Annotated in this window: 20 protein-coding genes; 17 read left to right on the top strand and 3 right to left on the bottom strand. The window is 68.3% G+C overall.

Going from position 1 to position 26,353, the window contains the following annotated elements; translation table 11 throughout:
- Positions 1–83 precede the first annotated feature (83 nt).
- The 12 genes from C1922_RS13640 to C1922_RS13585 all read left to right on the top strand — a co-directional run bounded on the left by C1922_RS13640 (position 84) and on the right by C1922_RS13585 (position 18,091).
- Positions 84–1,112, top strand: coding sequence for an aspartate-semialdehyde dehydrogenase (locus tag C1922_RS13640; protein WP_108750244.1), 1,029 nt, complete (start codon positions 84–86; stop codon positions 1,110–1,112).
- 155 nt (positions 1,113–1,267) lie between these two features.
- Complete coding sequence (locus tag C1922_RS13635) at positions 1,268–3,259, top strand: FimV/HubP family polar landmark protein (protein WP_108750243.1); 1,992 nt, start codon at positions 1,268–1,270, stop codon at positions 3,257–3,259.
- A 21-nt stretch (positions 3,260–3,280) separates the two neighbouring features.
- Positions 3,281–3,640, top strand: a complete 360-nt coding sequence (locus tag C1922_RS13630) for a VOC family protein (protein ID WP_108751599.1) — start codon at positions 3,281–3,283, stop codon at positions 3,638–3,640.
- 32 nt (positions 3,641–3,672) lie between these two features.
- The gene (truA, locus tag C1922_RS13625; protein ID WP_108750242.1) at positions 3,673–4,443 is read left to right on the top strand and encodes a tRNA pseudouridine(38-40) synthase TruA; all 771 of its coding nucleotides are present in this window, start codon (positions 3,673–3,675) and stop codon (positions 4,441–4,443) included.
- The gene (locus C1922_RS13620) at positions 4,440–5,096 is read left to right on the top strand and encodes a phosphoribosylanthranilate isomerase (protein ID WP_108750241.1); all 657 of its coding nucleotides are present in this window, start codon (positions 4,440–4,442) and stop codon (positions 5,094–5,096) included. Before truA ends, C1922_RS13620 begins: the two co-directional genes overlap by 4 nt.
- Before the next feature lie 185 nt (positions 5,097–5,281).
- Complete coding sequence (locus C1922_RS13615) at positions 5,282–5,953, top strand: OB-fold-containig protein (protein ID WP_108750240.1); 672 nt, start codon at positions 5,282–5,284, stop codon at positions 5,951–5,953.
- Positions 5,953–7,971: a hypothetical protein gene (locus C1922_RS13610; protein ID WP_108750239.1), complete on the top strand. Its 2,019-nt coding sequence runs from the start codon at positions 5,953–5,955 to the stop codon at positions 7,969–7,971. The genes C1922_RS13615 and C1922_RS13610 overlap by 1 nt, the downstream gene beginning before the upstream one ends.
- An 85-nt stretch (positions 7,972–8,056) precedes the next feature.
- Positions 8,057–13,429, top strand: a complete 5,373-nt coding sequence (locus tag C1922_RS13605; protein ID WP_108750238.1) for a DNA repair ATPase — start codon at positions 8,057–8,059, stop codon at positions 13,427–13,429.
- Positions 13,426–14,127 (top strand): hypothetical protein, encoded by a 702-nt coding sequence (locus C1922_RS20765; RefSeq protein ID WP_199912181.1) that lies wholly within the window; start codon positions 13,426–13,428, stop codon positions 14,125–14,127. Before C1922_RS13605 ends, C1922_RS20765 begins: the two co-directional genes overlap by 4 nt.
- A gap of 44 nt (positions 14,128–14,171) precedes the next feature.
- Positions 14,172–15,281 carry a toxic anion resistance protein gene (locus C1922_RS13595; RefSeq protein ID WP_108750237.1) on the top strand — a complete coding sequence of 370 codons (1,110 nt, stop codon included), beginning with the start codon at positions 14,172–14,174 and terminating at the stop codon, positions 15,279–15,281.
- A gap of 227 nt (positions 15,282–15,508) precedes the next feature.
- Positions 15,509–16,189 (top strand): hypothetical protein, encoded by a 681-nt coding sequence (locus C1922_RS13590; RefSeq protein WP_199912259.1) that lies wholly within the window; start codon positions 15,509–15,511, stop codon positions 16,187–16,189.
- 48 nt (positions 16,190–16,237) lie between these two features.
- Positions 16,238–18,091: a peptidoglycan-binding protein gene (locus C1922_RS13585; protein WP_108750235.1), complete on the top strand. Its 1,854-nt coding sequence runs from the start codon at positions 16,238–16,240 to the stop codon at positions 18,089–18,091.
- A gap of 40 nt (positions 18,092–18,131) precedes the next feature.
- On the opposite strand, the gene C1922_RS13580 is transcribed toward C1922_RS13585, so the two are convergent.
- The gene (locus C1922_RS13580) at positions 18,132–19,025 is read right to left on the bottom strand and encodes a LysR family transcriptional regulator (protein ID WP_108750234.1); all 894 of its coding nucleotides are present in this window, start codon (positions 19,023–19,025) and stop codon (positions 18,132–18,134) included.
- Between the two features lie 97 nt (positions 19,026–19,122).
- Between C1922_RS13580 and trpB the strand changes: the two genes are divergently transcribed.
- The 5 genes from trpB (at position 19,123) to glmM (ending at position 24,258) form a co-directional block, all read left to right on the top strand.
- On the top strand, positions 19,123–20,340 hold the full coding sequence (gene trpB / locus C1922_RS13575) for a tryptophan synthase subunit beta (RefSeq protein WP_108750233.1): 1,218 nt from the start codon (positions 19,123–19,125) through the stop codon (positions 20,338–20,340).
- Positions 20,337–21,026 (top strand): hypothetical protein, encoded by a 690-nt coding sequence (locus C1922_RS13570; protein WP_108750232.1) that lies wholly within the window; start codon positions 20,337–20,339, stop codon positions 21,024–21,026. Before trpB ends, C1922_RS13570 begins: the two co-directional genes overlap by 4 nt.
- 1 nt (position 21,027) lies before the next feature.
- On the top strand, positions 21,028–21,837 hold the full coding sequence (trpA, locus tag C1922_RS13565; protein ID WP_108750231.1) for a tryptophan synthase subunit alpha: 810 nt from the start codon (positions 21,028–21,030) through the stop codon (positions 21,835–21,837).
- Positions 21,838–22,018: 181 nt separating this feature from the next.
- On the top strand, positions 22,019–22,894 hold the full coding sequence (accD, locus tag C1922_RS13560; protein WP_108750230.1) for an acetyl-CoA carboxylase, carboxyltransferase subunit beta: 876 nt from the start codon (positions 22,019–22,021) through the stop codon (positions 22,892–22,894).
- Entirely contained in the window at positions 22,894–24,258 is a 1,365-nt protein-coding gene (gene glmM, locus C1922_RS13555; RefSeq protein WP_108750229.1) for a phosphoglucosamine mutase, read from the top strand. The genes accD and glmM overlap by 1 nt, the downstream gene beginning before the upstream one ends.
- 82 nt (positions 24,259–24,340) lie before the next feature.
- On the opposite strand, the gene C1922_RS13550 is transcribed toward glmM, so the two are convergent.
- Both C1922_RS13550 and C1922_RS13545 read right to left on the bottom strand, forming a co-directional pair.
- Positions 24,341–25,198 carry a polysaccharide deacetylase family protein gene (locus tag C1922_RS13550; RefSeq protein ID WP_108750228.1) on the bottom strand — a complete coding sequence of 286 codons (858 nt, stop codon included), beginning with the start codon at positions 25,196–25,198 and terminating at the stop codon, positions 24,341–24,343.
- Positions 25,191–26,336: a glycosyltransferase family 4 protein gene (locus tag C1922_RS13545; RefSeq protein WP_108750227.1), complete on the bottom strand. Its 1,146-nt coding sequence runs from the start codon at positions 26,334–26,336 to the stop codon at positions 25,191–25,193. Before C1922_RS13545 ends, C1922_RS13550 begins: the two co-directional genes overlap by 8 nt.
- Positions 26,337–26,353 lie beyond the last annotated feature (17 nt).

The raw sequence follows: 26,353 nt of genomic DNA, 5'->3' as shown, positions 1-26,353 counted from the left end.
CACGCGCCCCGTCCGAGGAGGTTCCCCGAACCCAGCTGTCGTGCGTGAGTTTTCCCCTTCCCGTTTTTCGTGAGAGTTCCCCCATGAGCAATGCACAACGCAGCTTCCACGTCGCCATCGTCGGCGCCACCGGTGCGGTCGGTGAGACCATGCTGTCCATCCTGGCCGAGCGCGGCTTCCCCGTCGGCACCCTGAGCCTGCTCGCGTCCGAGCGCTCGGCCGGTGGCGAAGTCGACTACGAAGGCCAGAAGATCAAGATCCAGGACCTGGCCACCTTCGATCCCAGCGGCGTTGAAATCGCCCTGTTCTCGGCCGGCGGCAGCGTGTCCAAGGAATACGCACCGAAGTTCGCCGCCGCCGGTGCGGTGGTGATCGACAACTCCTCGGCCTTCCGTTACGACGACGACGTGCCGCTGGTGGTGTCCGAGGTCAACCCGGACCAGATCGGCAACCGTCCGCGCGGCATCATCGCCAACCCGAACTGCTCGACCATGCAGATGCTGGTGGCGCTGGCGCCGCTGCACCGCAAGTACGGCATCGAGCGCATCAACGTGTCCACCTACCAGTCGGTGTCCGGCGGTGGCCGTTCGGCGATGGAAGAGCTGGGCAAGCAGACCGGCCAGCTGCTCAGCTTCCAGGACATCGACCCGCAGCGCTTCCCGGTGCAGATCGCCTTCAACCTGATTCCGCACATCGACGATTTCCAGGACAACGGCTTCACCAAGGAAGAAATGAAGCTGGTCTGGGAAACCCGCAAGATCCTCGGCGACGACAGCATCCTGGTGAACCCGACCGCAGTGCGCGTGCCGGTGTTCTATGGTCATTCCGAATCGGTGGCGATCGAAACCCGCGACAAGGTCACCGTGGCTGAAGCGCGTGCGCTGCTGGAACAGGCGCCGGGCGTGGAAGTGGTGGACCGCCATGAAGCCGGCGGTTACCCGACCCCGGTCACCCATGCCTCGGGCACCGACGCGGTGTACGTCGGCCGCATCCGCGAAGACCTGTCGCACCCGCGCGGCCTGAACCTGTGGATCGTCTCGGACAACGTGCGCAAGGGCGCGGCATTGAATGCCGTGCAGCTGGCCGAGCTGGTCGCCGCCGAACGGCGCTGAATCCCGCTTCTGTAGAGTCGAGCCATGCTCGACTGCTTCTGCTGAAGGCAGTCGCGCCATGCTCGACTCTACGGGGCATCGCCGCCATCCGGTGGGTGTGGACCGCCTCAATCGGTGGGTGCGGACCTTGGTCCGCACGCTTTATAGTGTCGCCCATGAACAAACGGGCCAAGGGCGCGCGCCGCCCGCTCACCTATCTTTCCGCAGCGCTGCTGGCCCTGGCCAGCAGTTCGGCCATGGCCCTGGGTCTGGGCGACATCCGCGTGCTGTCGCGCCCCGGCCAGCCCTTGCTGGCCGAGATCCCCGTCGTTTCGGCCGATCCCGCCGAACTGGAAAACCTGCGGGTGGCGCTGGCCTCGCCGGTCACCTTCGAACGCGTGGGCCTGCAACGGCCGACCGGGCTGGTCAGTGAACTGCAGTTCGAACTGACCACCAATGCGCAGGGCAGGGCGGTGGTGCGGGTGACCTCGCAGACGCCGGTCGAGACCCCGTCGCTGAGTTTCCTGATCGAAGCCGACTGGGGCCAAGGGCGCCTGGTGCGCGAATACTCCGCCCTGGTGGATGCACCGGCCAGTGCCCTGGCCGTGGCCGAACCGGAAATCGTGGCGCCGGCGGGTATGTTGCCGGACACCATCGTCCGCGACACCCCGGCACCCACGCCGCCTGCCGCTGCGCCGTCTGCACCGTCGACGCCAGCCAACGCCCCGGCGCGTGCAACGGCCGCGGCGGCACCGCGCGCCGTGGCGCCGGCCGCCAGTGGCAGCGTGACCGTGCAGCACGGGCAGACGCTTTCGCAGATTGCCGACGCGGTCGCGCGTGGCAACCAGGTCAGCCGTGACCGGGCGATGATCGCCCTGCTGCGCGCCAACCCCGAAGCCTTCATCCGCGGCAACGCCAACCTGCTCAAGCAGGGCGCGGTGCTGCGGGTGCCGGACCAGGCCGCGCTGGCTGCCGTCGATGCGGCCGAAGCGGCGGCCATGCTGCGCGAACACGCCGCGCAATGGCGGCAGGCACGCACCGTGCCACAACCGGCCGGCGCACCGGCGGCGGTCGCCACTACGGCATCGGCTGCACCAGCCCCCGCCACCGGGGCACGTCTTGAGATTGCTCCAGCGCTGGCGGCCGACGCCGCCCACGCGGGCACAACCACCGGCACCGCTGCCGGCAGCGAGGGTGACATGCTGGGCAATGAACAACTGCGACAGGCCAAGGAAGACATCGCCACCCGCGACGCCGAGATCGGCGAGCTGAAGCAACGCGTGGCCGAACTGGAAAAGCTGAAGGACCAGCAGCAGTCGCTGATCGCCCTGAAAGACAACGACCTGGCTGCTGCGCAGCAACGCCTGGAACAGCCGGCGGGCGCAACCAGTGCCGGCACCCCGTGGTACTGGTTGGGGCTGCCGCTGCTGCTGCTCATTGCAGGTGCGGCCTGGCTGATGCGCCGGCGCAAGCCTTCGCCCCTGCCGCCGCTGCGCGACGAGAGCGATGCGGCTGCCCTGGCCGCAGCGGTACCGGCCGGTGCGGCGCTGGACACCCTGGCCGAGCAGTCGGCGTGGGCCTCCCCGGCGTCTGACGACGGACGCCAGGAGCCGGCGATGCCGGAATGGGCCATCGCGGCCGACACCCACCAGAACGCGGAGGACACCGCCTCCGAGCAGGCCGACCCGTCCGACGCGAGCACGACGCTTGAGGGCACCGAAGGCGAACTGCAGGCCGCCGTGGCCGCGCCGTCGCAATGGGATGCGCCGGAACCGGAACCGGAACCGGAACCGGAAGCGCAAGCCGAGGCCGTGCCGGTCGATGCGGCCCCTGCGGAAACCCAGGCCGTGGGCGTACCCGACTACGCCCTGCACGCCGAGCAGCAGCCGCAGTTCCGCGGCGTGTTCGACCTGCCGGCCGAGCCGCACGAAGACCCCGCGGTCGCAGCGTCCGACGCCGCTGAGTCCGTCGAGGAAGTGCCGGTTGCCGCACAGCCCGATGCACACGACTGGGCGCCGCGCCCCGGCCAGGAGCGGCTGGAACTGGCCATCGCCTATCTGGACCTGGGCGATGCGCAGACCGCGCGCACCCTGTTGCAGGAAGTGGCCGAGCAGGGCGATGTGCACTGCCAGGCGCAGGCACGTGAACTGCTGGCACGCCTGGATTGATTCCCCATGACGGACACTGCCATGACCCGCGAACGCCGCATCGACTATGTTGAATTCGCCTCCAGCGATCCCGCCGCCAGCCGTGCGTTCTTCGAAGCCGTGTTCGGCTGGTCGTTCGTCGATTACGGCAGTGATTACACCGCGTTCGATGATGGCCGCCTGCAGGGCGGCTTCTACCGCGCAACGCCGCAGCAGGCCAGCACCGGCGCGCCGCTGCTGGTGCTCTACGCCGACCAGTTGCTGCCGGTGCAGAGCGCGGTCCAGCAGGCCGGTGGCCGCATCGTGCGCGAGGTGTTCTCGTTCCCGGGTGGCAGCCGCTTCCAGTTCATCGAACCCGGTGGCAACGAACTGGCGGTCTGGTCCGAACGCGATCCGGCCTGACCGCACCCCCCAAGGCAAGATCGAGGTAGCACATGCGTTACGCGCTTGGCGTCGAATATGACGGCAGCGATTTCAGGGGCTGGCAGAACCTGGGCGAAGGCGGTCCCAGCGTGCAGGCCAGCCTGGAACAGGCCCTGTCATCGGTTGCCGATGCGCCGCTGCAGGTGGTCTGTGCCGGGCGTACCGACGCCGGCGTACACGGCCAGTGCCAGGTCGTCCATTTCGATACCGATGTCGTGCGCGACCCGCGCGCGTGGATGCTGGGCACCACCACCCGTCTGCCGCGGTCCATTGCGGTGCGCTGGTGCGTGCCGGTGGCCGACGATTTCCACGCCCGCTTTTCGGCGCGGGCACGGCGTTACCGCTACCGTCTGCTGAACCGTGAGGTGCGCCCCGCGCTGGACCGGCAGACCCTGAGCTGGGAGCGGCGCGCGCTGGATGCCGGCCTGATGCACCAGGCCGGCCAGGCCCTGTTGGGCGAGAACGACTTCAGCGCCTTCCGTTCGGTGCAGTGCCAGGCCCTGCATGCGCGGCGCGAGCTGCAGTCGCTGCAGGTCAGCCGCCAGGGCGAGGTGATCGAGGTGGCGGTGCAGGGCAATGCATTCCTTCATCACATGGTTCGCAATATCGTCGGTTCGCTGATCCTGGTTGGCAGCGGCGAAAAACCAGTGGAATGGATCGCCGAACTGCTCGCCGGACGCGACCGCACCGTGGCCGGGCCCACTGCTCCCCCGCAGGGACTGGTGTTCCTGGGACCACTGTACCCCGACAACTGGCACCTGCCCGCCGAGGTCACTCTATGAGCCGCTCGTACTACCGCACCCGCATCAAGTTCTGTGGCATGACCCGCGCCGGCGACGTGCGCCTGGCCGGTGAACTGGGCGTCGATGCGGTGGGGTTCATCTTCGCCCGTGAAAGCAGCCGCCGCGTGGCCCCGGCCGAAGCCCGGGCGATGCGCCAGGCGATCGCGCCGATGGTCGACGTGGTGGCCTTGTTCCGCAACAACAGCAAGGAAGAAGTGCGCGAGGTGCTGCGCACCGTGCGACCGACCCTGCTGCAGTTCCACGGCGAAGAAGACGAAAGCTTCTGCCGCAGCTTCAACATGCCCTATCTGAAGGCCATTGCCATGGGCGGGCGCGAGGAAGTCAACGCACGCACGCTGCAACTGCGTTACCCCAGCGCGGCCGGCTTTCTGTTCGACAGCCATGCGCCTGGTGGCGGCGGCGGTACCGGCGTGGCCTTCGACTGGGCGCGCATTCCCACCGGCCTGCACCGTCCGTTCCTGCTGGCCGGCGGCCTGACCCCGGACAACGTGAAGGAAGCCGTGCTGGCGACCCTGCCTTGGGGCGTGGACGTATCCAGCGGCATCGAAGTCGAGCCGGGCATCAAGGACGGCTACAAGATGCGCACCTTCGTGGAAGAAGTCCGCAGCGCCGACTGCACCGTGCTGGATTGACGGCCACGGGGCGGGGCCGGCTGCAATGGTCGCTGCCCCGCGTCTTCACATTTGTCCCTGCACGTCCTCTTCACATAGGATAAAAGGGAACGCTGCGGCCATGAGGGCCGCGGCGGGGATCGACGGGGCCGCCACCGGCGGTGTCCGAACGGGCGTATCGCGCCCACAGCCCTGGAAGGCAAGCGATGCAGGAGTTCCTGACCGTAGTGTTCGGTTACCCGACCCTGCCGTACAGCGTGGTGCTGTCGGTGGCGCTGGTGTATTGGGGGCTTGCCGCCTTTGGCCTGGTCGATGACGGGTTCGGCGATCTCGGCGCCGATGGCGCGCTCGACGGTGGCACCGATCTGCACGGCCTGTCGGCCCTGCTGCAGCGCTTCGGCCTGGGCGGGGTGCCGGTTATGGTGGTGGTCACCCTGCTGGGGTTCTTCGGCTGGGCGTTGACCTATTTCATCCATCTTTTCATCCTGCTGCCGCTGCCGGACGTGCTGCGCTGGGGCTTCGGCACGCTGGTGGCCGTGCTCGCGCCGCTGCCGGCCGTGCCGATCACCGCACTGCTGCTGCGGCCCATCCGCAGTTTCCTGCAGCGCCTGCAGCCGGTTGCGCAGGCCTCCCTGCTGGGCCGGGTGGGCGTGGTCGCCTCGCCGCGGGTGGACGCCCGCAGCGGCCATGCCACTGTCGATGATGGCGGCGCCGGGCTGATCCTGCAGGTGCGCAGCGACACCGAACTGCAGCGTGGCGAGCGCATCGTGCTGGTCGAGCACGTGGCCGAACAGCACTACTACCGGGTGGTCCGCGCCGACGCGGTCGCCCTCGATTTCCAGGACAACCTGCTTCCGGGCAACAAGGAGAATCACTGATGAGTTTCGCTGGCGCGGCCCCCTTCCTGATCGGGATCATCGTCGTCGTAGGCCTGTTGCTGGGCCTGGCCGGACTGTTCAAGGCGTTCTACCGCAAGGTTGACCAGGGCGTGGCCCTGATCGTCAACGACATGAGCTCCACGCCCAAGGTGCACTTCACCGGCGCGCTCATCATTCCGGTGCTGTACCGCGCCGAGCTGATGCGCATCAGCCTGATCACCCTCCAGATCGACCGTCGTGGCAAGGAAGGCTTGATCTGCCGCGACAACATGCGCGCCGATATCGCCGTGGCCTTCTACCTGCGGGTGAACGAGACCCAGGCCGACGTGCTGCGCGTGGCCAAGGCCATCGGCGCCGACCGTGCCTCGGACAAGCACGCGGTCGATGAGCTGTTCAACGCCAAGTTCTCCGAGGCGCTGAAGACGGTCGGCAAGAAGTTCGACTTCACCGAACTGTTCGAGAAGCGCCAGGAATTCCGCGACGAGATCATCGCGGTCATCGGCAACGATCTCAACGGCTACGTGCTGGAAGACGTGGCCATCGACTACCTGGAGCAGACCCCGAAGGCGCTGCTGGACCAGTTCAACATCCTCGACGCGCAGGGCATCCGCAAGATCACCGAGCTGACCGCCGCGCAGAACGTGGTGACCAACGAGCTGGAGCAGAACGAGAAGCTCGCCATCACCAAGAAGAACGTGGAAGCGCGCGAAGCACTGCTGGCCCTGGAACGCCAGCAGGCCGAGGCCGAGGCGCGGCAGAAGCGCGAGATCGAAACCATCCGTGCGCGCGAGGAAGCCGAGACGGCCAAGGTGCAGGAAGAGCAGCGCCAGCTGTCCGAGAACGCCCGCATCGAAGCGCAGCAGCTGATCGAGATCCGCGACCAGAACCGCCTGCGTGAAGTGGAAGTGGCCGAGCAGAACCGCCAGCGCGCAGTGGCCATCGAAGCCGAGCGCGTGGAGCGCGCCCGCCAGCTGGAGCAGGTCACCACCGACCGCGAAGTGCAGCTGCAGGGCGTGGAGCGTGACAAGGTGGTCGAGCAGGGCAAGATGGACGTGGCCAACATCACCCGCGAACGCATCTCCATCGACAAGACCGTGGCCCAGGAAGAAGAACGCATCAAGGAAGTGCGCGAAGTCTCCGAAGCCGACCGCCAGAAGCAGGTGCTGATCCTGGAAGCCGAAGCCAAGGCGCAGGAAGCGCTGGTGCGCGAAGTGAAGGAAGCGCAGGCGCGCGAAACCGCCTCCAAGCATCGTGCGGTGGAACTGACCACCCTGGCCCAGGCCGAGCACGAAGCGGCCGGCAAGCAGGCCGAGGCCAAGCGCTTGCTGGCCGATGCGTTGCGCGCCGAACAGGCTGCGCCGGGCCTGGCCGAAGCGCAGGTGCGTGAAGCCTCGGCGCTGGCCATCGAGAAGGTCGGCATTGCCGAGGCCCGCGTGATCGAAGCCAAGGCCGATGCCACCCTGAAGCAGGGCAGCAACGAGGCACGCGTGCTGGCCGAGACGCTGCAGGCACAGGCGCAGGGCGAAGAGAAGATGGGCCTGGCCCGTGCCACCGCCACCGAGTCGTTGGGCAATGCCGAAGCCGGCGTGGTGCAGAAGAAGCTGCTGGCCGAGGCTGAAGGCCTGGTGCGCAAATTCGAAGCCATCGCTTCGCTCAGCGACCAGGCACGTGGCCACGAGGAGTTCCGCATGATGCTGGACAACAGCCTGAAGCAGGCGCTGGCGTCGATCGAGGCAGGCAAGGAAGTCTCGCGCGAGAACGCCAACGTCATCGCCAGCGCCCTGCGCAATGCCGACATCGATCTGGTCGGCGGCGACGGCGGCATGTTCGAGAACCTGGTCAAGGCGGTCTCGCTGGGCAAGTCGATCGAAGGCTTCGCCGGCAAGAGCCCGATCGTGCAGGAGCTGATGCAGCGCTACCTGGGCGTGGCCGTGGCCGAACCGGCAGCGCGGCAGATCGCCGAGGACGCCGAGGCGGTGCCGACCGTGTCGGCCACCGTGGTCGACAGCGCCCGTTGATGCACCGCGCGGTGGCCGTCATGGCCACCGCACGTCCACGACGGCCGCCGCAGCGGCCGTCCATCCGTGAGCGGGAAGCCTGCTGATGTCCGAAACGAATTCAACCGCCGACAGCGCCACCGCGGCGGCGGCCGACACCGTCGACCAGGCCGTCGCCCAGGGCGGTGCCTACGAAGTGCTGCGCCGCCGTCTGGTGGAACAGGGCCAGCGCCTGCAGGCCCTGGCCGACACCCTGAACCGGCAGCGCCTGGCCGAGTTCGGCGACAGCCGCCTGGAGGTGGTCGGTCGCTTCCGCATCCGCAGTGAGAACAACTGCGTCGGCCGCGACATCGTGCAGGTCGGCCCCGATCGCCTGCTGTTCGGCTATAACGTGTTCATCGGGCTGAAGACCCAGACCCGCATCGAGGATGTGTTCGGCCTGTACCGCCTGCTGCAGGGCCCCGATGGCTACGACGTGGCTGCGCTGGAGCTGAAGGGCAGCTTCCTCGACCAGCCCGGCTTCGTGCACGATTTCAACGAGCTGTATGCCTACTACAAGCACGCGCGCCTGCTGCAGTTGATCGTGGTGGGCGACAAGCTGCTGGCCTCGTTCCAGATCGGCGAACGCAGCAGCGATGTGCGCGTGTTCCGCTGGGCGCTGTCGCGCGATGGCGAACTGACCTACCTGGATGCGCGCGGCGAGCGTGACATCGCCCTGCCGCCGCCGTTCGATTTCGAATGGACCAAGGCCACCCGCGACCTGGCGGTGAACGGCCGCCATTCGCACCTGAACATCCTCGATACCCTGTTCGTGGAAACCACCGGTGGCGACCTGACCATCAAGGTGGAAAACAACACCGAGACCGGGCAGGGCATCTACAGCGAGCCGGTGGAAGACAGCACCCAGTCACTGGACGATGCGCAGTTCGAGTTCGCCCGGGTCGGCTCGCTGCTGCTGCTGAAGGTGCTGCCGTACCGCGAAACGATCTGGCGCGGCCTGATCTACAACACCCTCACCGGCGCCATCGTGCGCAACGATGCCATCGTGCAGGCCTGCGTGCAGCTGCCCGAAGACCACGGCGTGATCTTCCCCGGCGGCTATTACCTGCAGGGCGGCGAGCACAAGGCCTTCGATGCCTCCATGGCCGGCATGCAGTTCAAGCGCAGCATCCGCTCGCCCAACGGCGAAGACGTGCTGTACATCTTCTACGAGCGCGAAGGCGGCCGCTCGGCCCTGTTCGTGTACAACACCATCCAGCGCGTGCTGCAGAACCCGGTGTTCGGCCACGGCTACGCGTTCATGCAGGATGGGCGCATGGTGCTGTTCAACGCCGAAGGCACCGAACCCACCCGCATCCATCCAATGCAGGTCTGGCAGACGCCGTTCAGCAGTGACGAATTCGCTGCCAGCCGACCGCCGGGCAACACCTTCATGGGCCGCATCGGCAACGCCGAACTGGTGCGTGGCATCTCCAACCTGTTCAACCTGGCCCGCGAGATCGACGGCCAGGACGTGTCGGTGCAGCGCTATCAGCGCTTGGTGGCCGATACCCGCCGCCTGTTCGATGCACACCACTGGCTGGGTGACGAGGCCTGCGACGGCGCCGAGGCCCTCCTTCGGCAGATCAGCGCCACCGGCGAGTCGGTGCTGGACGAATACGAGAAAGTACAGTCGATCCGCCAGCAGTCGGCGCAGGCCATGGCCGAGGCGGAAGCCGCCTTCAAGACCCTGCTGGGCCGCCTGCAGCCGGAGAACTGGAACGAAGTGCAGGCCTTCGTCGAGGCGCTGAACGCGATCACGGCGCTGCGCGGCCGCCTGCTGACCCTGCGTGAACTGCGCTACATCGACACCGACCGCATCGAAGCGATGGGCGCCGAACTGGTGCAGGCCCATGAGCGGGTGGGCGCGGCTACCGGCAGCTTCCTGGCCGGCGATGCAGCCCTGGCACCGCTGGCTGCGCGCCTGCAGGCGCTGGATGAAGCGGCCCAGCAGGCCGCCAGTGCGCGCCAGCTGGACGAACAGCTGCAGGGGCTGCGTGACATGGCCGCAGACCTGGACATGCTGTCGCAGTTGATGGCAGGCCTGAAGGTGGACGACGCCACCGCACGCACGCGAGTGGTTGAAGCCATTTCCACCCTGTATGGCCGCTTGAACCAGGCCCGCGCCCGTGCCGAACAGCGCAGGAAGACCTTGGGCAGCGCCGAATCGGTGGCGCAGTTTGCCGCGCAGTTCGCCCTGTTCTCGCAATCGATCACCAGCGCGCTGGCCATGGCCAGCGATCCGGAAAAAGCCGACGACCAGCTGTCGCGCCTGCTGGTGCAGCTGGAAGAACTGGAAAGCCAGTTCGGCGAGCACGAGCAGTTCCTCGGCGACATCCTGAGCAAGCGCGAAGAGCTGGTGGAAGCCTTCGACACGCACAAGCAGGCGCTGCTGGATGATCGCCAGCGCAAGGCGCGCTCGGTGCTCGATGCGGCCAACCGCATCCTCGACGGCCTGGCCAAGCGCACCGAACGCTTCGCCAGCGCCGACGAACTGAATGCCTTCTTCGCCGGCGACCCGCTGATCCTCAAGCTGCGCGAACTGGCCGAGCGCCTGCGTGCGCTGCGCGACAATGTGAAGGCCGACGATATCGAGGCGCGCCTGAAGGGCGTGCGCGACCAGGCCGTGCGCCAGTTGCGTGACCGCAGCGACCTGTACGAAGCCGGTGGCAATGTGGTGCGGCTGGGGCCGCGCCATCGCTTCAGCGTGAACACCCAGGCACTCGACCTGACCCTGCTGCCGCGCGGCGACACACTGGCCATCCACCTCACCGGCACCGACTTCCTGGAAACCCTGCACGACCCGGGACTGGACGCGCTGAAGCCATTCTGGCCGGTCACGTTGGACTCGGAATCCGACGCGATCTACCGCGGCGAATATCTGGCTGGCTGCCTGCTGCGTGCCGCCGAAGCGGGGCGCGACGGCCTGGATCTGCCGCAACTGCTGCACGATGCCGCCGAACCGGACGCGCTGGACCAGCGCGTGCGTGCGTTCGCTGCACCGCGCTATCGCGAAGGCTACGAACGCGGCATCCACGACCATGATGCCGCGCTGATCCTGCGTGCCCTGTTGCCGCTGCAGCAGGCGGCCGGGCCGCTGCGGCATGCGCCGCGCGCACGCGCGCTGGCCCTGTTGTTCTGGGCCGCGCAGCAGCGCGAGGATGCCGTGGCGCAGTGGCCCAGTCGCCAGGCTGGCGCCGACACCATTGCCCGTCTGTTCGGTTCGGAGGAAGGACGGCAGGCGCTGCGCGCGGAAATGGCGCAGGCCCTGCATGACCACGCACAGGCAGACGGCCTTGCGTTCGATGCCGACATGGCCGCCGATGCCGCGGCCTACCTGGCCGATGAACTGCGCGATGGCGAGCCGGTGTTCAGCATCAGCCGCCACGCCCAGGCCTTGCTGGACGCGTTGTCCCAGCAGTTGCAGCAGGCCGGCCAGCGCGATGCGTTCGAGCGCGCGCTGCAGCGCAGCCAGGATCCCCTGGCCACGCGCTGGGCATTGGCCGGGCAGTGGCTGCGTGCCTTGGCCGGGCTGCCGGCGCAGGCCGCGCATGCCGGTTACGTCGACGAGGCCGCGGCACTGCTGCTGGTACAGCGTCAACTGCGTATCCGCGCCAGCGAGGCCATCCTGCGCGCCGAAGTGAAGGGGCTGCTGGGCGAGCATCCGCGCATCCACGGCGGCACCCTGGTGCTCACCCTGGACGATTTCCAGTCGCGCCTGCAACACCATCTGCAGCGCTTCGTGCCGTCCTTCCACGCCTACCAGAGCGTGCGCCAGGGCATCATCACCCGTGAACGCGACACCCTGCGGCTGTCTGAATTCAAGCCGCGGCCGCTGTCCTCGTTCGTGCGCAACAAGCTCATCAACGATGTCTACCTGGGCGTGATCGGCGACAACCTGGCCAAGCAGATGGGCACGGTGGGCGAGAACAAGCGCAGCGACCTGATGGGCCTGCTGATGATGATTTCGCCCCCCGGCTACGGCAAGACCACGTTGATGGAATACGTGGCGCACCGCCTGGGCCTGGTCTTCATGAAGATCAACGGGCCGGCGCTGGGCCATGAGGTGCGCTCGCTGGATCCCCAGCAAGCGCCCGATGCCACCTCGCGGCAGGAGCTGGAAAAGCTGAACCTGGCGCTGGAAATGGGCAACAACACCATGCTGTACGTCGATGACATCCAGCACACCCATCCCGAGTTCCTGCAGAAGTTCATTTCGCTGTGCGATGGCACGCGCCGCATCGAAGGCGTGTGGCGCGGCAGGACGCGCACCTACGACATGCGCGGCAAGAAGTTCTGCGTGGTGATGGCCGGCAACCCGTACACCGAGTCGGGCGAAGTGTTCAAGATTCCGGACATGCTGGCCAACCGCGCCGACATCTACAACCTGGGCGATGTGCTGGGTGGCATGGAAGCGGCGTTCACCCTGAGCTACATCGAGAACAGCCTGACTTCCAATCCAGTGCTGGCGCCGCTGGCCACCCGCGACATGGCCGATCTGTACCTGCTGGTTGATCGCGCGATGGGCAAGGACGTTTCCACCAACGGTCTCAGCCATGCCTACAGCGGGGCCGAGGTGAACGAGATCACCGCCACCCTGCAGCGCATGCTGCGGGTGCGCGACGTGGTCTACCGGGTCAACCAGCAGTACATCGCCAGTGCCGCGCAGGATGATCGCTACCGCACCGAGCCGCCGTTCCGGCTGCAGGGCAGCTACCGCAACATGAACAAGCTGGCCGAAAAGATTTCGCCGGTGATGAACGAGGACGAGCTGCAGCAGCTGGTTTCCGACCATTACCTGGGCGAGGCGCAGCTGCTGACCACCGGTGCCGAAGAGAACCTGTTGAAGCTGGCCGAACTGCGTGGCGTGCTGGATGACACGCAGGCGCAGCGCTGGGCGCAGATCAAGCGCGATTTCCTGCGCAACAAGGCCATGGGCGCCGACGAAGGGGATGTGGGTGGGCGGGTGGTGGCGCAGTTGGCCGACATCGCCAGCGCGCTGCAGCTGCCGCCGCCAGCGCCCGCTCAGGCCCCGGCGGCGCCCGCCGATCCCGCGCCGTGGCCAGCCTTGCTGGAGGCGCTGCAACGCCTGGCCGAGGCGCGCCCCGCGCCTGCGCCAACCACGGCGGCGACCGTGGTGCAGGCCGCACCGCTGGCTGAAGATCTGCAGGCGGGCCTGGCACCGCTGCTGCAGGTGCTGGTCTCCTCGCAGGAACAGCAGGTGCAGCTGTCGCAGACCCTGGCGGCCTTTGCCGGTTGGGCGAGGCAGCAGGTGCAGGCCGAACCGGTGGCCGACCTGCGCCGGCGCCCGCGCGTACGCCGCGCGTCCACGCCGGAAGAACGCGCGTTGGACGAGGCACTGATGCGCCACTTCTATGGTGAATCGCTGCCACCGGAAAGCGGTGCCGACGATACGCCGCGGCCACCGCCGCTGCCGTGAGCCTGCCGCTGCCCACGCCGCAGCTGCCGGCCAGCGCCGATGCCACGGCGTTGGCCGACTATGGCGCGCCGCTGCTGCGTGCGCTGCAGGCCGGCGAGCCCGCCTCCGCTGCCGGTGATGCACACGGCCTGGTACAGGCGTTGGCGCGCATCGCTCTGGCAGTGCAGGGCGCCGATCCGGCGCGGCTGCGGCGCCAGGAAAGCTGGTGGGGCCGGCTGCTGGGCCGCGACGTCACCCGCCAGGCGCAGGCGCAGGCACTGCAGTCGCAGCTGGGGGTGCTGGTGCTGCAGGCGCGCGAACAGGCGCAGCGGCTGCAGGCGCACCTGCAGCAGCGCCAGGCCGCCATCGCCCACGCCCAGGCTGCTACCGAGGCACTGCAGCACTGGGCCGATGCCGCGCGGCCATTGCTGGCGACGCTGCCCGCACACGCGCAGGCCGGGCTGGCCGCGCGCGTGGACCACCTGCAGCGACTGTCGGCCCTGCGCGCGCTGGACGCAGGGCAATGGCAACTGTTGAACGAACAGGACCAGGTGCTGCTGCAGCGATTTGCCCACATCCACGACACCCTGCTGCCGGCCTGGCGGCAGGCCGCGTTGGCTGGCCAGGCCCAGGCCCGTGCGGTGCAGGCCGCACGGGCCGCCGACCTGCAGGCCCAGATCGACCACGAAGTGGCCGCCGCTCAGGCTAGACTGCGCTGAGCCGGCCGCCGCTGCCGCTTACCCATCTGCAAGGAGACTGCCCGATGACCCAGGACAGCCACATCAACGGCGGCCTCGTGCCGAGCGCTGCCACCCCCGCCACGATCGATGAAAGCACGCTGCAGGCCCTGGGCCTGGTGGCGGACGACCTGCCGCGCATCGCGCAGATCCGCCAGGAACTGGACGACCTGCGCCCCGGCAACCTGCAGGTGTTCGGTCGTGAAGCCGCCACCCGCACCGCGGCGTTCTCCAGCCAGCTGCTGGACCAGGTGCGCAACCGCGATCTGGATGCCAGTGGCGAGAAGCTGGGCGAAGTGGTGCGCATCGCGCGCAGCCTGAAGCTGGATGGCTTCGCCCAGCGATCGAAGGTGCCGATCATCGGCGGCCTGATCGACCGCCTGCGTGCGTCCAAGGGCGAACTGGTGCAGAAGTTCAGCGACACCAATGCGCAGATTGAACAGCTGCTGGGCGATGTCGGCGCGCAGCAGACGCTGATGGGCAAGCGCGTGGGCGAGTTCGACCGCATGCATGACATCGTGCGCGAAGAACGCCATGCACTGGGCCTGTACGCCGCCGCCGGCAAGCAGCGGCTGGCCGAACTGCAGGCCGAACAGCTGGCCGGGCAGGGCAGCGATGACCCGCAGCAGCGCATCCGCCAGAGCGAGATCGACAACGCGATCCGCCTGATCGAAAAGCGCGTGTCCGACCTGCTGCTGATGCAGCATGCCGCCGACCAGTCGCTGCCGATGATCCGCCTGATCCAGGCCAACGCGCTGCAGCTGATCGAGAAGTTCAACACGGTGCGCGAGATCACCATTCCTTCGTGGAAGCGCCAGTTCGCGATCCAGCTCTCGCTGGGCGAACAGAAGAACGCGGCTGAACTGGCCACCTCGATCGACGATGCCACCAACGAGCTGATGCGCCGCAATGCCGATCTGCTGCGCCAGGCCTCGGTGGATACCGCGCGCAGCAACCAGCGTGGGGTGATCGACGTGGCCACCCTGCGCCACGTGCACGACCAGTTGATCGCCACCGTGGAAGAAGTGCGCAGCATCCATCGCGAAGGCATGCAGCAGCGCCAGCAGGCCGAAGTGGAACTGTCGCGCCTGCGCGAAGACCTGCAGCAGCGCTTGGCGGCGCCCACCGCCCCCTGATCGACCAGGCGGACGCTCCCCGGGTGAAGGCGGGGTGGTTGCTGAATGTGACCGATGTCTTGGTCTGATGCGCCTCTGAACCCATCAGCGCCGAGTCGACATCGGCACAACATCTGATCAACGACAATGCGCCCAGCCGGACCATGGCTGGACGCTTTGCCGCGCGCGCTCGCCGTCGATGGAATCCTGCTGGTACGTTCAATCTTTTCAAAGAGGACGCAACGGATATGCCCCATTTTTCTTCCCGCCGCACGCGCATGACCGGCCTCTCGATCATTCCGGGCCTGCTGCTTGCCTTGGGCGCTTGTTCGGCAGGTGATTCATCGAGTCCGTCTTCACCGGCCGCACCGGCCGCTGCGCCGCCTACCATGGCTGCCTCCGCGCCGGCGGCAACGACGCCGACCGCTGCGGCCGGCGACGGTCTGGCAGCACTGATCCAATCCAGCGGCTTGACGTGCACCGACGCCAGCGCGGGCCGTGGCTGCACGGCCGGCGATGTCGACAGCGGTGATTTCTACGATGTGGAACTGTCGCCGGGCTGTGGCGACCAGGGCTTCTTCGCCGGCGTCGCTGATGCCAAGGGCGCGGAAACCCTGGACACCGTGCCGACTACGGGCACCAAGGCCAAGGCCACCGCACGCCTGTCGAAGGGGCAGCTGGTGTGCGTGCAGGGCATCGGCCGCGCGGGGCAGAACCCGATGTTCTATTACGTCGTGGCCGTTCCCGCGGCGACGGTCGACAAGTGCAAGGGCAACGCCTTGTGTGACACCTACGGCGACCGTCCGATAAGTGGCCTGGCCAGCAGTGGCGAAGCCTGCCACGCGGCAGCGCCGGGGCAGTATGCCGGCAACTGCGCACGCGGCTGGGTCAGCGCCGACGTGCTCGACGTGTTTTCCAACGGAATGTAAGGACCGCCAACGCAGCGGCCTAATCAACCATCGGCAAAGGAGCAGCTCATGTCGGACCCCAAGGTCACCCGCCTGGTCAGCAGCGTCGGCACGACGCGTACGCTGGAAATGGATGATGGCAGCATCATCGAACGCTCCGGCGGCAGCGTCTCATGGCGCAACAACAATCCAGGCAATCTCAAGTTCGAGTTCGCGGGCAGCGCGGACAAGACCGTCACCAATACCCGTACCCGCGAACAGGCGCTGGAATCCGCGCAGGGGCGCTATGACGGCGTCGTCGGCCTGGACCAGTGGGGCAATGCCGTATTCGAAAGCTATGAGGCAGGACGCATAGCAAAGATCCAGCTGCTCGAACGTCGGTTCGGCGACAAGACCGTCGAGGAAATGCTGCCGAGCTATTCCAAGGCCGATTACAGCGGCAGCACCCATCACCGGGAACAGGCCGCCGCCATTTACGCCGAAGGTGATCGCAACGGTGTCGATCTGCGCTCGAAGACGGTCGGCGAGATGAGCGTGCGCGAGCGCGAAGTCCTGGCCGATGGCATCCGCCGTTTCGAAGGCTGGAACCCCGGCGAGGTCATGACGCAGCAGGCGCCGACGCGCACCCAGGCTGCGGCACCCGTGCAGACCCAGGCGCCGCGACAGACCGCGGCCCCCACTGCGACGGCACCTGCCGCAGCCGCGCCCGCTACCGGCAGTGCCGCCGTCTACAACGAGGCCTACCAGCACTTCATGGCGTCGGGCCGGCAGTACGAGTACGGCCGTCCGGATCACCCGCGCCCGGGCCGCGACAGCAGCCGGCTGGAGCGCGACCTCGATGGTGACGGGCGCTTTGGCGTGGACTGCTCCGCCTTCGTCTGGCGCGGCCTGAAAAACGCCGGCTATGACGTGCGCGGCGAGAACGCTGCCGCCTTCACCACGTCCACGCTGTTCAATGGCGCCAACACCACGGCGTACGCGCGGGAGCACTTCGACGTGACGTCGGCGGCCGACGCGCGCAAGCCGAACGGCTCGTTGAAGCAGGGCGATATCCTGATGTTCTCTTCGTCGCAGGGCCAGCACGTCGGCATCTTCAAGGGCTACGACGCGCAGGGCAACATCCAGTTCATCGGTTCGCAGGGCAGCACGGGTCCGGCCGAAGTGACCATCCGCCCGGGCGGCTACTGGGATGGCGGCAGCACGCGGATCGTCGGCGCACTGACACCGAAGCCCGAATTCCAGGTGCGCGCGCCGTTGCATGGCGGTGCCGAGCCCGCACCCGCGCGCACGGCCGCACAGCCGGCACCCGCGGCGGCAGAACCGGCGGTCTCGGCTGATCTGCTCAAGCACGGCCAGCGCGGCACCGATGTGCAGGCGCTGCAGCACAGCCTCAACCAGCTGGGTGTGCGCGATGGCAACGGCCATCGCCTGGCCGAGGACGGCCGCTTCGGCGATCACACCCGCGAGGCGGTGATCGCCTTCCAGAAGCAGCAGGGCCTCGCCGCCGACGGCATCGTTGGCCGCCATACGCGCACCGCGCTGGCGGCCGAGCAGACCCCGCGCCATGAGGCACCGGCTGCGGCAGCCAAGGGGCCATCGCTCAACGATGCCTCGCACCCGGACAACCCGCTGCACAACGCGGTCCGCGGCAAGCTGCCCAGAATGATCTCCGAGGACGCCGCGGCTCACATCACCCAGCAGGCCAAGCAGAACGGCATCGACTCGCCGGAAAAACTGCAGAGCATCACCCTGCAGGACGGAAAGGCCTTCGTGATGGGGACGACGCCGGGCTTCCGCGCGGCGGTGGACCTGAATCAGCCGCCGCCGTCGCTGGAACAGACCAGTGCGAAGCTGCTGGATGACCAGCCGCGCCAGCAGCAGGTGCAGGACGAGCAGCAGAAGATCGCGGTCGGCGCACGCTGAGCCCGGGCCCTGACGGTGCCGGCCGCGCTGGCGGTCGGCATCACCCGCCGCGTAGTCGTGCCGTGGCCCACTCGGCCAGCGCTTCCACGCGCGGGTCAACCGGTCCGTCCGGCCAGGCCAGCACCCAGAACCCGCCGGTCGCTGAGAACCCCCACGGGGCAATCAGTCGCCCGGCGGCCAGGTCTTCGGCCACCAGCGGTTCCGGCGCGATCGCCGGGCCCAACCCAGCCACCGCTGCTTCCAGCAGGTAATACAGGTGTTCGAAGCCGGTACCGAACTGCAACTGGTCCGCGTCCAGCCCATGTGACTGCGCCCAGCCCGGCCACGCCTGCGGGCGCGAATGGGTGTGCAGCACGCGTTCGAGCAGCAGGGCCGATGGCGCGGCGTGGCGCAGGCGCTGCGCGGCCAGGTGCGAAGGCGCCACCACCACGCCCACCCGTTCCGGCGCCAGTTCGCGCACCTGCCAGCCGCGCGGCCAAGGCCCTTCGGCCAGCAGCAGCACCGCGTCCAGTGCCGCCTGCGCCTCGGTGAAGGCCCCATCCAGCGCCGACCATTGCAGGTTCACCCCGGGCAGCGCCGCCTGCAGCGCGGGCAGCCGTGGAATCATCCAGCGCGCCAGCACGCTGCCGCTGCAGCCGAGTACCAGGGCAGGCGAGGCGGCAGGCCGGCGCAGTTCGCGCACGCAGCGCTCGATGCCGGCAAACGCCTCGCCGCACGCCGCCTGCAGGCGCTGCCCGGCGTCGGTCAGGCGCAGGCCGCGCCCGGAGCGCTGGAACAGCGCCAGACCCAGGTGGTCTTCCAGCAGTTTCAACTGCCGGCTCACCGCGCCATGGGTCACATGCAGGGCCTGCGCGGCGCGGCCCACCCCGCCCAGGCGGGCGGTGGCTTCGAAGGCGCGGAGGGCGTTGAGCGGCGGCAGCATGGAGGTACTCATGTGAGATTTCCTGACAGTACTGGCCAGATAATATCGATATTCCGGTCAGGATCCGTGCGCTAGAGTATCCACCTGTCTCGAACCAGCGGTCGCTTCCATGTCTGCCTCCCCCATTGCCGACTACCACGCCTTCCCGGATGCCCAGGGCCACTTCGGCCGCTACGGCGGCAGTTTCGTTGCCGAAACCCTGGTCGGCCCGCTGCAGGAACTGGCCCAGGCCTACGACCAGGCCCGCCAGGACCCGGAATTCCAGCGTGCCTACGACCGCGATCTGGCCCATTACGTGGGCCGGCCCAGCCCGATCTACCACGCCCAGCGCCTGAGCGACCACGTCGGCGGTGCGCAGATCCTGCTCAAGCGCGAAGACCTGAACCACACCGGCGCGCACAAGATCAACAACACCATCGGCCAGGCGCTGCTGGCCGCGCGCATGGGCAAGAAGCGCATCATCGCCGAGACCGGTGCCGGCCAGCACGGCGTTGCCAGTGCCACCGTCGCCGCGCGCCTGGGCCTGGAATGCGTGGTCTACATGGGGGCCACCGACATCGAGCGGCAGAAGATCAACGTCTACCGCATGAAGCTGCTGGGCGCCACCGTGGTGCCGGTCACCTCCGGCTCGGCCACGCTGAAGGATGCACTCAACGAAGCCATGCGCGACTGGGTGACCAACGTGCAGGACACCTTCTACATCATCGGCACGGTGGCCGGCCCCGATCCGTACCCGCGCATGGTGCGTGACTTCAACGCCATCGTCGGCCGCGAGGCGCGCGAGCAGATGCTGGCCGAATACGGCCGCCTGCCGGACGCGATCACCGCCTGCGTGGGTGGCGGCAGCAATGCCATCGGCCTGTTCCATGCGTTCCTCAACGATCGTCAGGTCGAGATCGTCGGTGCCGAAGCGGCCGGCGACGGCATCCATACCGGTCGCCACGCGGCGTCCATCGCTGCCGGCCGCCCAGGCGTGCTACACGGCAACCGCACCTATGTGCTGTGCGACGACGATGGCCAGATCATCGAAACCCATTCGGTGTCGGCCGGCCTCGATTACCCCGGCGTCGGTCCGGAGCACGCGTTCCTGGCCGACAGTGGCCGCGCGCGCTATCTGGGCATTACCGATGAAGAAGCGCTGCAGGCCTTCCACCTGCTGGCGCACACCGAAGGCATCCTGCCCGCACTGGAATCCAGCCATGCGCTGGCGCAGGCGATCAAGCTGGCGCGCGAGCGCCCGCGCGACCAGATCGTGCTGTGCAATCTGTCCGGTCGTGGCGACAAGGACGTGCACACCATTGCGGCGCGCGAGGGTCTGGTGCTGTGAACGGCGTGCTGCGCCATGGTGGCGTGCTGGCGCTGGCCGTCGGCCTGGGCGGCTGCGCGCCACCCGAGCCGCCGGTGCTGGCGCCGGCAGCGGCCACCCCGGCGGCGATCGCCGCCGCGCAGCACCCGGCCAGCAACGATGACGACCTGGCGCATCGCCCCATCGATGACGCACCCGCTCCTGCACCTGCCTCCGCGCCGGCCGCAGACGAAGCACCTGCGGTGGTGTCCGTAGCGCTGGACCATGCCGGCAATGTGCTGGTCGGCCAGCGTTTCAGCGAACTGCAGGGGGAGAGCGAATGGCACTCCGCCGGCCTGCACGAAGCCACCCAGGGCCGCTGCGAGTACTACGAGCGCGGTCTGTTACCCGAGGGTGTGTCGATGCTGGTGCAGGACAACGATGTGGTGCGCTTCGACCTGGCGCCCATCGATGATTCCGGCCAGGTCGTGCTGCAGCCCGGCCCGTTCGGGCTGCACCTGGACATGCCCCGTGCGCAGGCCCTGCAGCGGCTGCCCACCGGCACCAGTGCCCAGCCTCACGGGGCCGATGCGGAAGCCGGCGAAAGCCTGCTCTGGCAGGACCCGGGGTCGGACCTGGCGATCCGCGTGGAGATCGTCGATGGCGTGGTATCGAGGATGTACTGGGGCGCCAGTGGCGCCGTTGAATTGATTGAAGGATGTAGCTGAAATGTCCGTTGAACGTATCGATGCCTGCTTTGCCCGCCTGCGTGCCGCCGGCCGCAAGGCCCTCATTCCCTTCATTACCGCCGGCGACCCGTCGCTGGAAGCCACCGTGCCGGTCATGCATGCGCTGGTCGAGGCCGGTGCCGATGTGATCGAACTGGGCGTGCCGTTCTCCGACCCGATGGCCGACGGCCCGACCATCCAGCGCAGCTCCGAACGCGCACTGGCGCGCGGCGCAGGCAGCCGCTACGTGCTGCAGGCGGTGGCCGAGTTCCGCCAGCGTGACGCGCAGACGCCGGTGGTGCTGATGGGCTATCTGAACCCGGTTGAGATCCACGGTTACGCGGCGTTCGCGCAGGCGGCCGTGCAGGCCGGCGTGGATGGCGTGCTGCTGGTGGACCTGCCGCCGGAAGAGGCCGGCGAGGCGAAGCAGGCCTTCGATGCGGCCGGGCTGGCGCTGGTGCTTCTGGCCTCGCCCACCACCAGTGATGCGCGCGCGCAGACCCTGCTGTCGCTGGCACGCGGCTATCTGTACTACGTCAGCTTCGCCGGGGTTACCGGCGCCTCCGAACGCCTGGACAGCCAGGCGGCAAGCGCGCGCCTGCAGGCGCTGCGCGCCGGGGCGACGGTGCCGGTGGTGGCCGGCTTCGGCATCAAGGATGCCGCCAGTGCCGCGGCCATGGCCGTGCAGGCCGACGGCGTGGTGGTCGGCAGTGCGCTGGTGGCGGCGTTGGCCGATGCCGCCTCGCCGGAACAGGCGGCGCAGCAGGCGCACGCGTTCCTGGCGCCGCTGCGGCAGGCCCTGGACGCCTGACGGCAGCGCCCGGGCAGGACCCGGCGTTGCGCGCACGGCGTTGCCGCGCTAAACGTACGTCACAGCATGGTTTTTTCCCGAACCCCCGGCAACCACGCGGGGGTGCACGGGCAGGGGGAGCAGCGCTAGACTGTCGGCCTTTGCGGCCTTCGGGCCGCCCTGAACGGAAGTGTCCTCCCGCATGAGTTGGCTCAGCAAGTTGATGCCGTCCGGCATCCGCACCGACAACACCCCCAGCAAGAAGCGCAGCGTCCCCGAGGGCCTGTGGGAAAAGTGCAGCAGCTGCGGCAGCGCGCTGTACCGCCCCGAGCTGGAAGAAAACCTGGAGGTCTGCCCGAAGTGCGGCCATCACATGGCGATCCGCGCCCGCGCGCGCCTGGCCGCGCTGTTTGACGCCGACAGCACCACCGAGATCGCGGCGCGCCTGGGGCCGACCGATCTGCTGAAGTTCAAGGACCAGAAGAAGTACAGCGAGCGCATCAAGATCGCGCAGAAGAACACCGGCGAGTACGACGCGCTGATCGCCATGCGCGGCCTGCTCAAGGGCCGTCCGCTGGTGGCGTCTTCGTTCGATTTCGCCTTCATGGGCGGTTCGATGGGCTCGGTGGTGGGTGAGCGCTTCGCGCTGGCCGCCGAAACCGCCCTGGAAATCGGCGCCCCCTACGTGTGCTTCTCCGCCAGTGGCGGCGCGCGCATGCAGGAAGGCCTGTTCTCGCTGATGCAGATGGCCAAGACCTCGGCCGCGCTGGGCAAGCTGCGCGAGGCCGGCCTGCCGTACATCTCGGTGCTGACCCACCCGACCACCGGTGGCGTGTCGGCCTCGTTTGCGATGCTGGGCGACATCAACATCGCCGAACCGCAGGCCCTGATCGGCTTCGCCGGCCCGCGCGTGATCGAACAGACCGTGCGCGAAAAGCTGCCCGAAGGCTTCCAGCGCTCGGAGTTCCTGCTCGAGCACGGCGCCATCGACCAGATCTGCGACCGCCGCGAAATGCGTGACCGCCTGGCCGACCTGCTGGCCATGCTCGGCCGTCAGCCGCGGCCGGAGGTGGCTTGATGGGAGGCCGCAAGTACTTCGGTACCGACGGCATCCGCGGGCGCGTCGGCCAGAGCCCGATTTCGGCCGATTTCGTGCTGCGCCTGGGTAATGCCCTGGGCCGCGTGCTGGTGGCCCAGCGTGGCGCGCATGGGCGTCGCCCGATCGTTGTGATCGGCAAGGACACCCGCATTTCCGGTTATATGTTCGAGGCCGCGCTGGAAGCGGGCCTGGTCGCCGCCGGTGCCGACGTGCAGCTGCTGGGCCCGATGCCCACCCCGGCGGTGGCCTTCCTCACCCGCACCCTGGGCGTGGATGCCGGCATCGTCATCAGTGCCTCGCACAACCCGCATTACGACAACGGCATCAAGTTCTTCTCCGCCCAGGGCGAGAAGCTTGATGACGCCACCGAACTGGCGCTGGAGGCAGCGCTGGACGTGCCGTTCACCACCGCCGAATCGGAGCAGCTGGGCAAGGCCGCGCGTGCCCGTGAAGCAGTGGGTCGCTACATCGAGTTCTGCAAGGCCAGCGTGCCGCGCTCGTTCGATCTGCGTGGCGTGCGCCTGGTACTGGACTGCGCACACGGCGCCACCTACCAGATCGCGCCGCTGCTGTTCCGCGAGCTGGGTGCCGATGTCATCGGCATCGGTGCCGAACCCAACGGCGTGAACATCAACGACGGCGTGGGCTCGACCCACATCGACAACCTTGCCGCCAAGGTGCGTGAGACCGGCGCCGACCTGGGCATCGCCTTCGACGGCGACGGCGATCGCGTGCTGATGGCCGACGACCAGGGTAACCCGGTCGACGGTGACGACCTGCTCTACATCCTGGCGCGCGCGTGGCAGGCCGAAGGCCGCCTGCGCGGCCCGGTGGTCGGCACCCTGATGAGCAACTACGGCCTGGAAAAGGCGTTGGCCGAGCTGCAGATTCCGTTCCAGCGCAGCAACGTGGGCGACCGCTATGTGCACCAGGCGCTGATCGAAGGCAACGGCGTGCTCGGCGGCGAAGCCTCCGGCCACCTGCTGTGTCTGGACCGCGCCACCACCGGCGATGGCATCGTCAGTGCGCTGCAGGTGCTGGTGGCGCTCAAGCGCAGCGGGCAGACCCTGCGCCAGGCGCTGCAGCCGTTGTCGAAGGTGCCGCAGAAGACCGTCAACGTGCGCCTGGGCGATGTCTCGGCCAAGGCCACCGTGCAGGCCGACAGCGTGCAGTCGGCACTGGTGGAAGCACAGCAGGCCGTCAGTGGCCGTGGCCGTGCGTTCCTGCGTCCCTCCGGCACCGAGCCGGTGGTGCGCGTCACCGTGGAAGCCGACGATGCCACCCTGATGCAGGACACCCTGGACCGGCTGTCGGCCGCGGTGAAGTCCGCCGCAACCGCCTGACCTTCGGCCAGCCTGCACAATGCAGAACGCCCCGGGAAACCGGGGCGTTTTCGTTTCTACCGCGCACGATCGCGGGCAATGCCTAGGGCCCGGGCACCATCTTCTTCTGGCGTGCCTTGAAGCCGTTGAACAGCGGCGCCAGCAGCGGGTGGTAACTCTGCGCGATGCGCTTGCGCAGCCAGCTGGCCGGGCGGTTGCGGATCGCGAAGCGATAGATGCGTTCCGGATCGCCACCGACCACGTTGCGGCCGAACGGATGGGTGGTGTGCAGGTAGCGGAACCCGTGCGCGCGGGCGACCTCGATATGGTCCTGGTCGAAATCGCCATACGGCCAGCACAGGGTGTCGGACACTTCGCCCAGCTGCGCCTGCAGCACCTGCCGCGCCCGCGCCAGGTCCTGGTCGATGCCCTCGCGGCGCTGCGCGCGGTCCAGGTCCTGCCGCTGCAGCCAGCGGGTGTGGGTGTGGGTATGGCAGTGCACCTCGAAGGTGCCGGCCTCGATGGCGGCGCGTGCTTCGCTCCAGCGCATCATCACATCGTCGCAGCGGTTGTCCTGGAAGATCGCCGTCTCGCAGCCACGGTGGTCCGGCGCCGGTGGCAGCACGGCGCCGGCCACACCGGCATGTGCGCGCACCGGGCCTTCGCCCATCCAGCCGGTCACCACGAACACTACCGCGTGCATGCCGTACTTCTGCAGGATCGGGTGGGCATACACCCAGTTGTCCAGGTAACCGTCATCGAAGGTGATCACGATCGACTTGCGGGGCACCGGCTTGCCGGCCAGGAAGCCGGCGTACTGGTCCAGCGTCAGCGACGTCCAGCCTTCGCGTGCGAGCCAGGCAATCTGGCTCTCGAAATTTTCCGGCGACACGGTGATCATGCCCGGCGACGGGCTTACGTGATGGTGCATCAGCACCGGTACGGTTCGTGCGTCAGCCATGTCCCAGCTCCTTCAGCCACTGGCGATAATAGTATTCGGTGGTTTCGCCATGGCCGGCCGGGGTGAACCGGTGCGCGCTGCGCATCCAGTCCCAGCCGGCACGGCCCATCAGGCGGCGGCGTTCGGGGTCGTCCACCAGCAGGCGCAGCGCGGCGGTCAATGCGGCGCGGTCGCCCAGCCGGGTCAGCAGCGCGTTGCTGCCATCGACCACCATTTCCGGAACACCACCCACGCGCGTGGCTACGATCGGCACGCCCACGAACGCAGCTTCCAGGAACACCGTGCCGGCCGCTTCCTTGTGCGAGGCCAGGGCGAAGATGTCGAAGCCGGCCATCAGCCGGCAGGCGCCATCGCGGTAGCCCAGCAGGTGGACCTGCTGCTGCAGGCCCAGTGCATCGCGCAGGGCCTGCAGGCGGGCCATCACCGGTGCGCCATCACCCACCACCACCAGGTGCAGGTTGCGGTTGGCCTGGCACAGCGGTGCAATGGCCTGCAGCAGGTCGGCATGGCCTTTGGGTTCGCGCAGCACGGCCACGCAGCCCACCACGATATCGTCGGCGCTGAAGCCCAGCTCGGTACGCACCTCGGCGCGCACGTCCTGCAGGCACTGCCACGGGTCGGGCTTGCGGATGTCGCTCCACTGCGGCGGCACCGCGATCGGCGGCACGATGCCGATGCGGGCCGCGGGAACGCCGCGCTCGGCCAGCAGCTGCTTGACGAAGCTGCTGACGGTCAGCACCCGGTGCGGCAGTCTTGTGTAGGTCAGCAATGAGTTGACCGGACTCATCAGGTGGCGCGAGCGCACCACCAGCGGCGTGCCGCCCAGGCGCGCGCCGGCGGCGGCGATCAGGGCGTCGCGACGGCTGGTGGTGTTGACCACGTCGTAGCGTTCACGGCGCACCAGGCGTGCCACCGACCAGATGCCGCGCAGCAGGCGCGCCAAGCCGCCCATGCGCAGGGTATGCACGGTGAACCCCGCATCGCGGGCCAGGCCGGCCAGGCGCGCACCGGGCTGGCACAGCAGTGCCACCTCGTGGCCGCGCGCACGCATGGCCTGCATGTGGCGGAAAATGTAGATCTCCTGGCCGCCCATTCGGGTGGCGGCCTCGGTGTGCAGGATGCGCAGCGGGCGAGTCATGGTTGAAGCCGTCCTGT

The sequence above is a fragment of the Stenotrophomonas sp. ZAC14D2_NAIMI4_7 genome, from assembly GCF_003086675.1.
GTDB lineage: Bacteria > Pseudomonadota > Gammaproteobacteria > Xanthomonadales > Xanthomonadaceae > Stenotrophomonas.
This window is presented reverse-complemented; position numbering and strand designations above follow the sequence as displayed.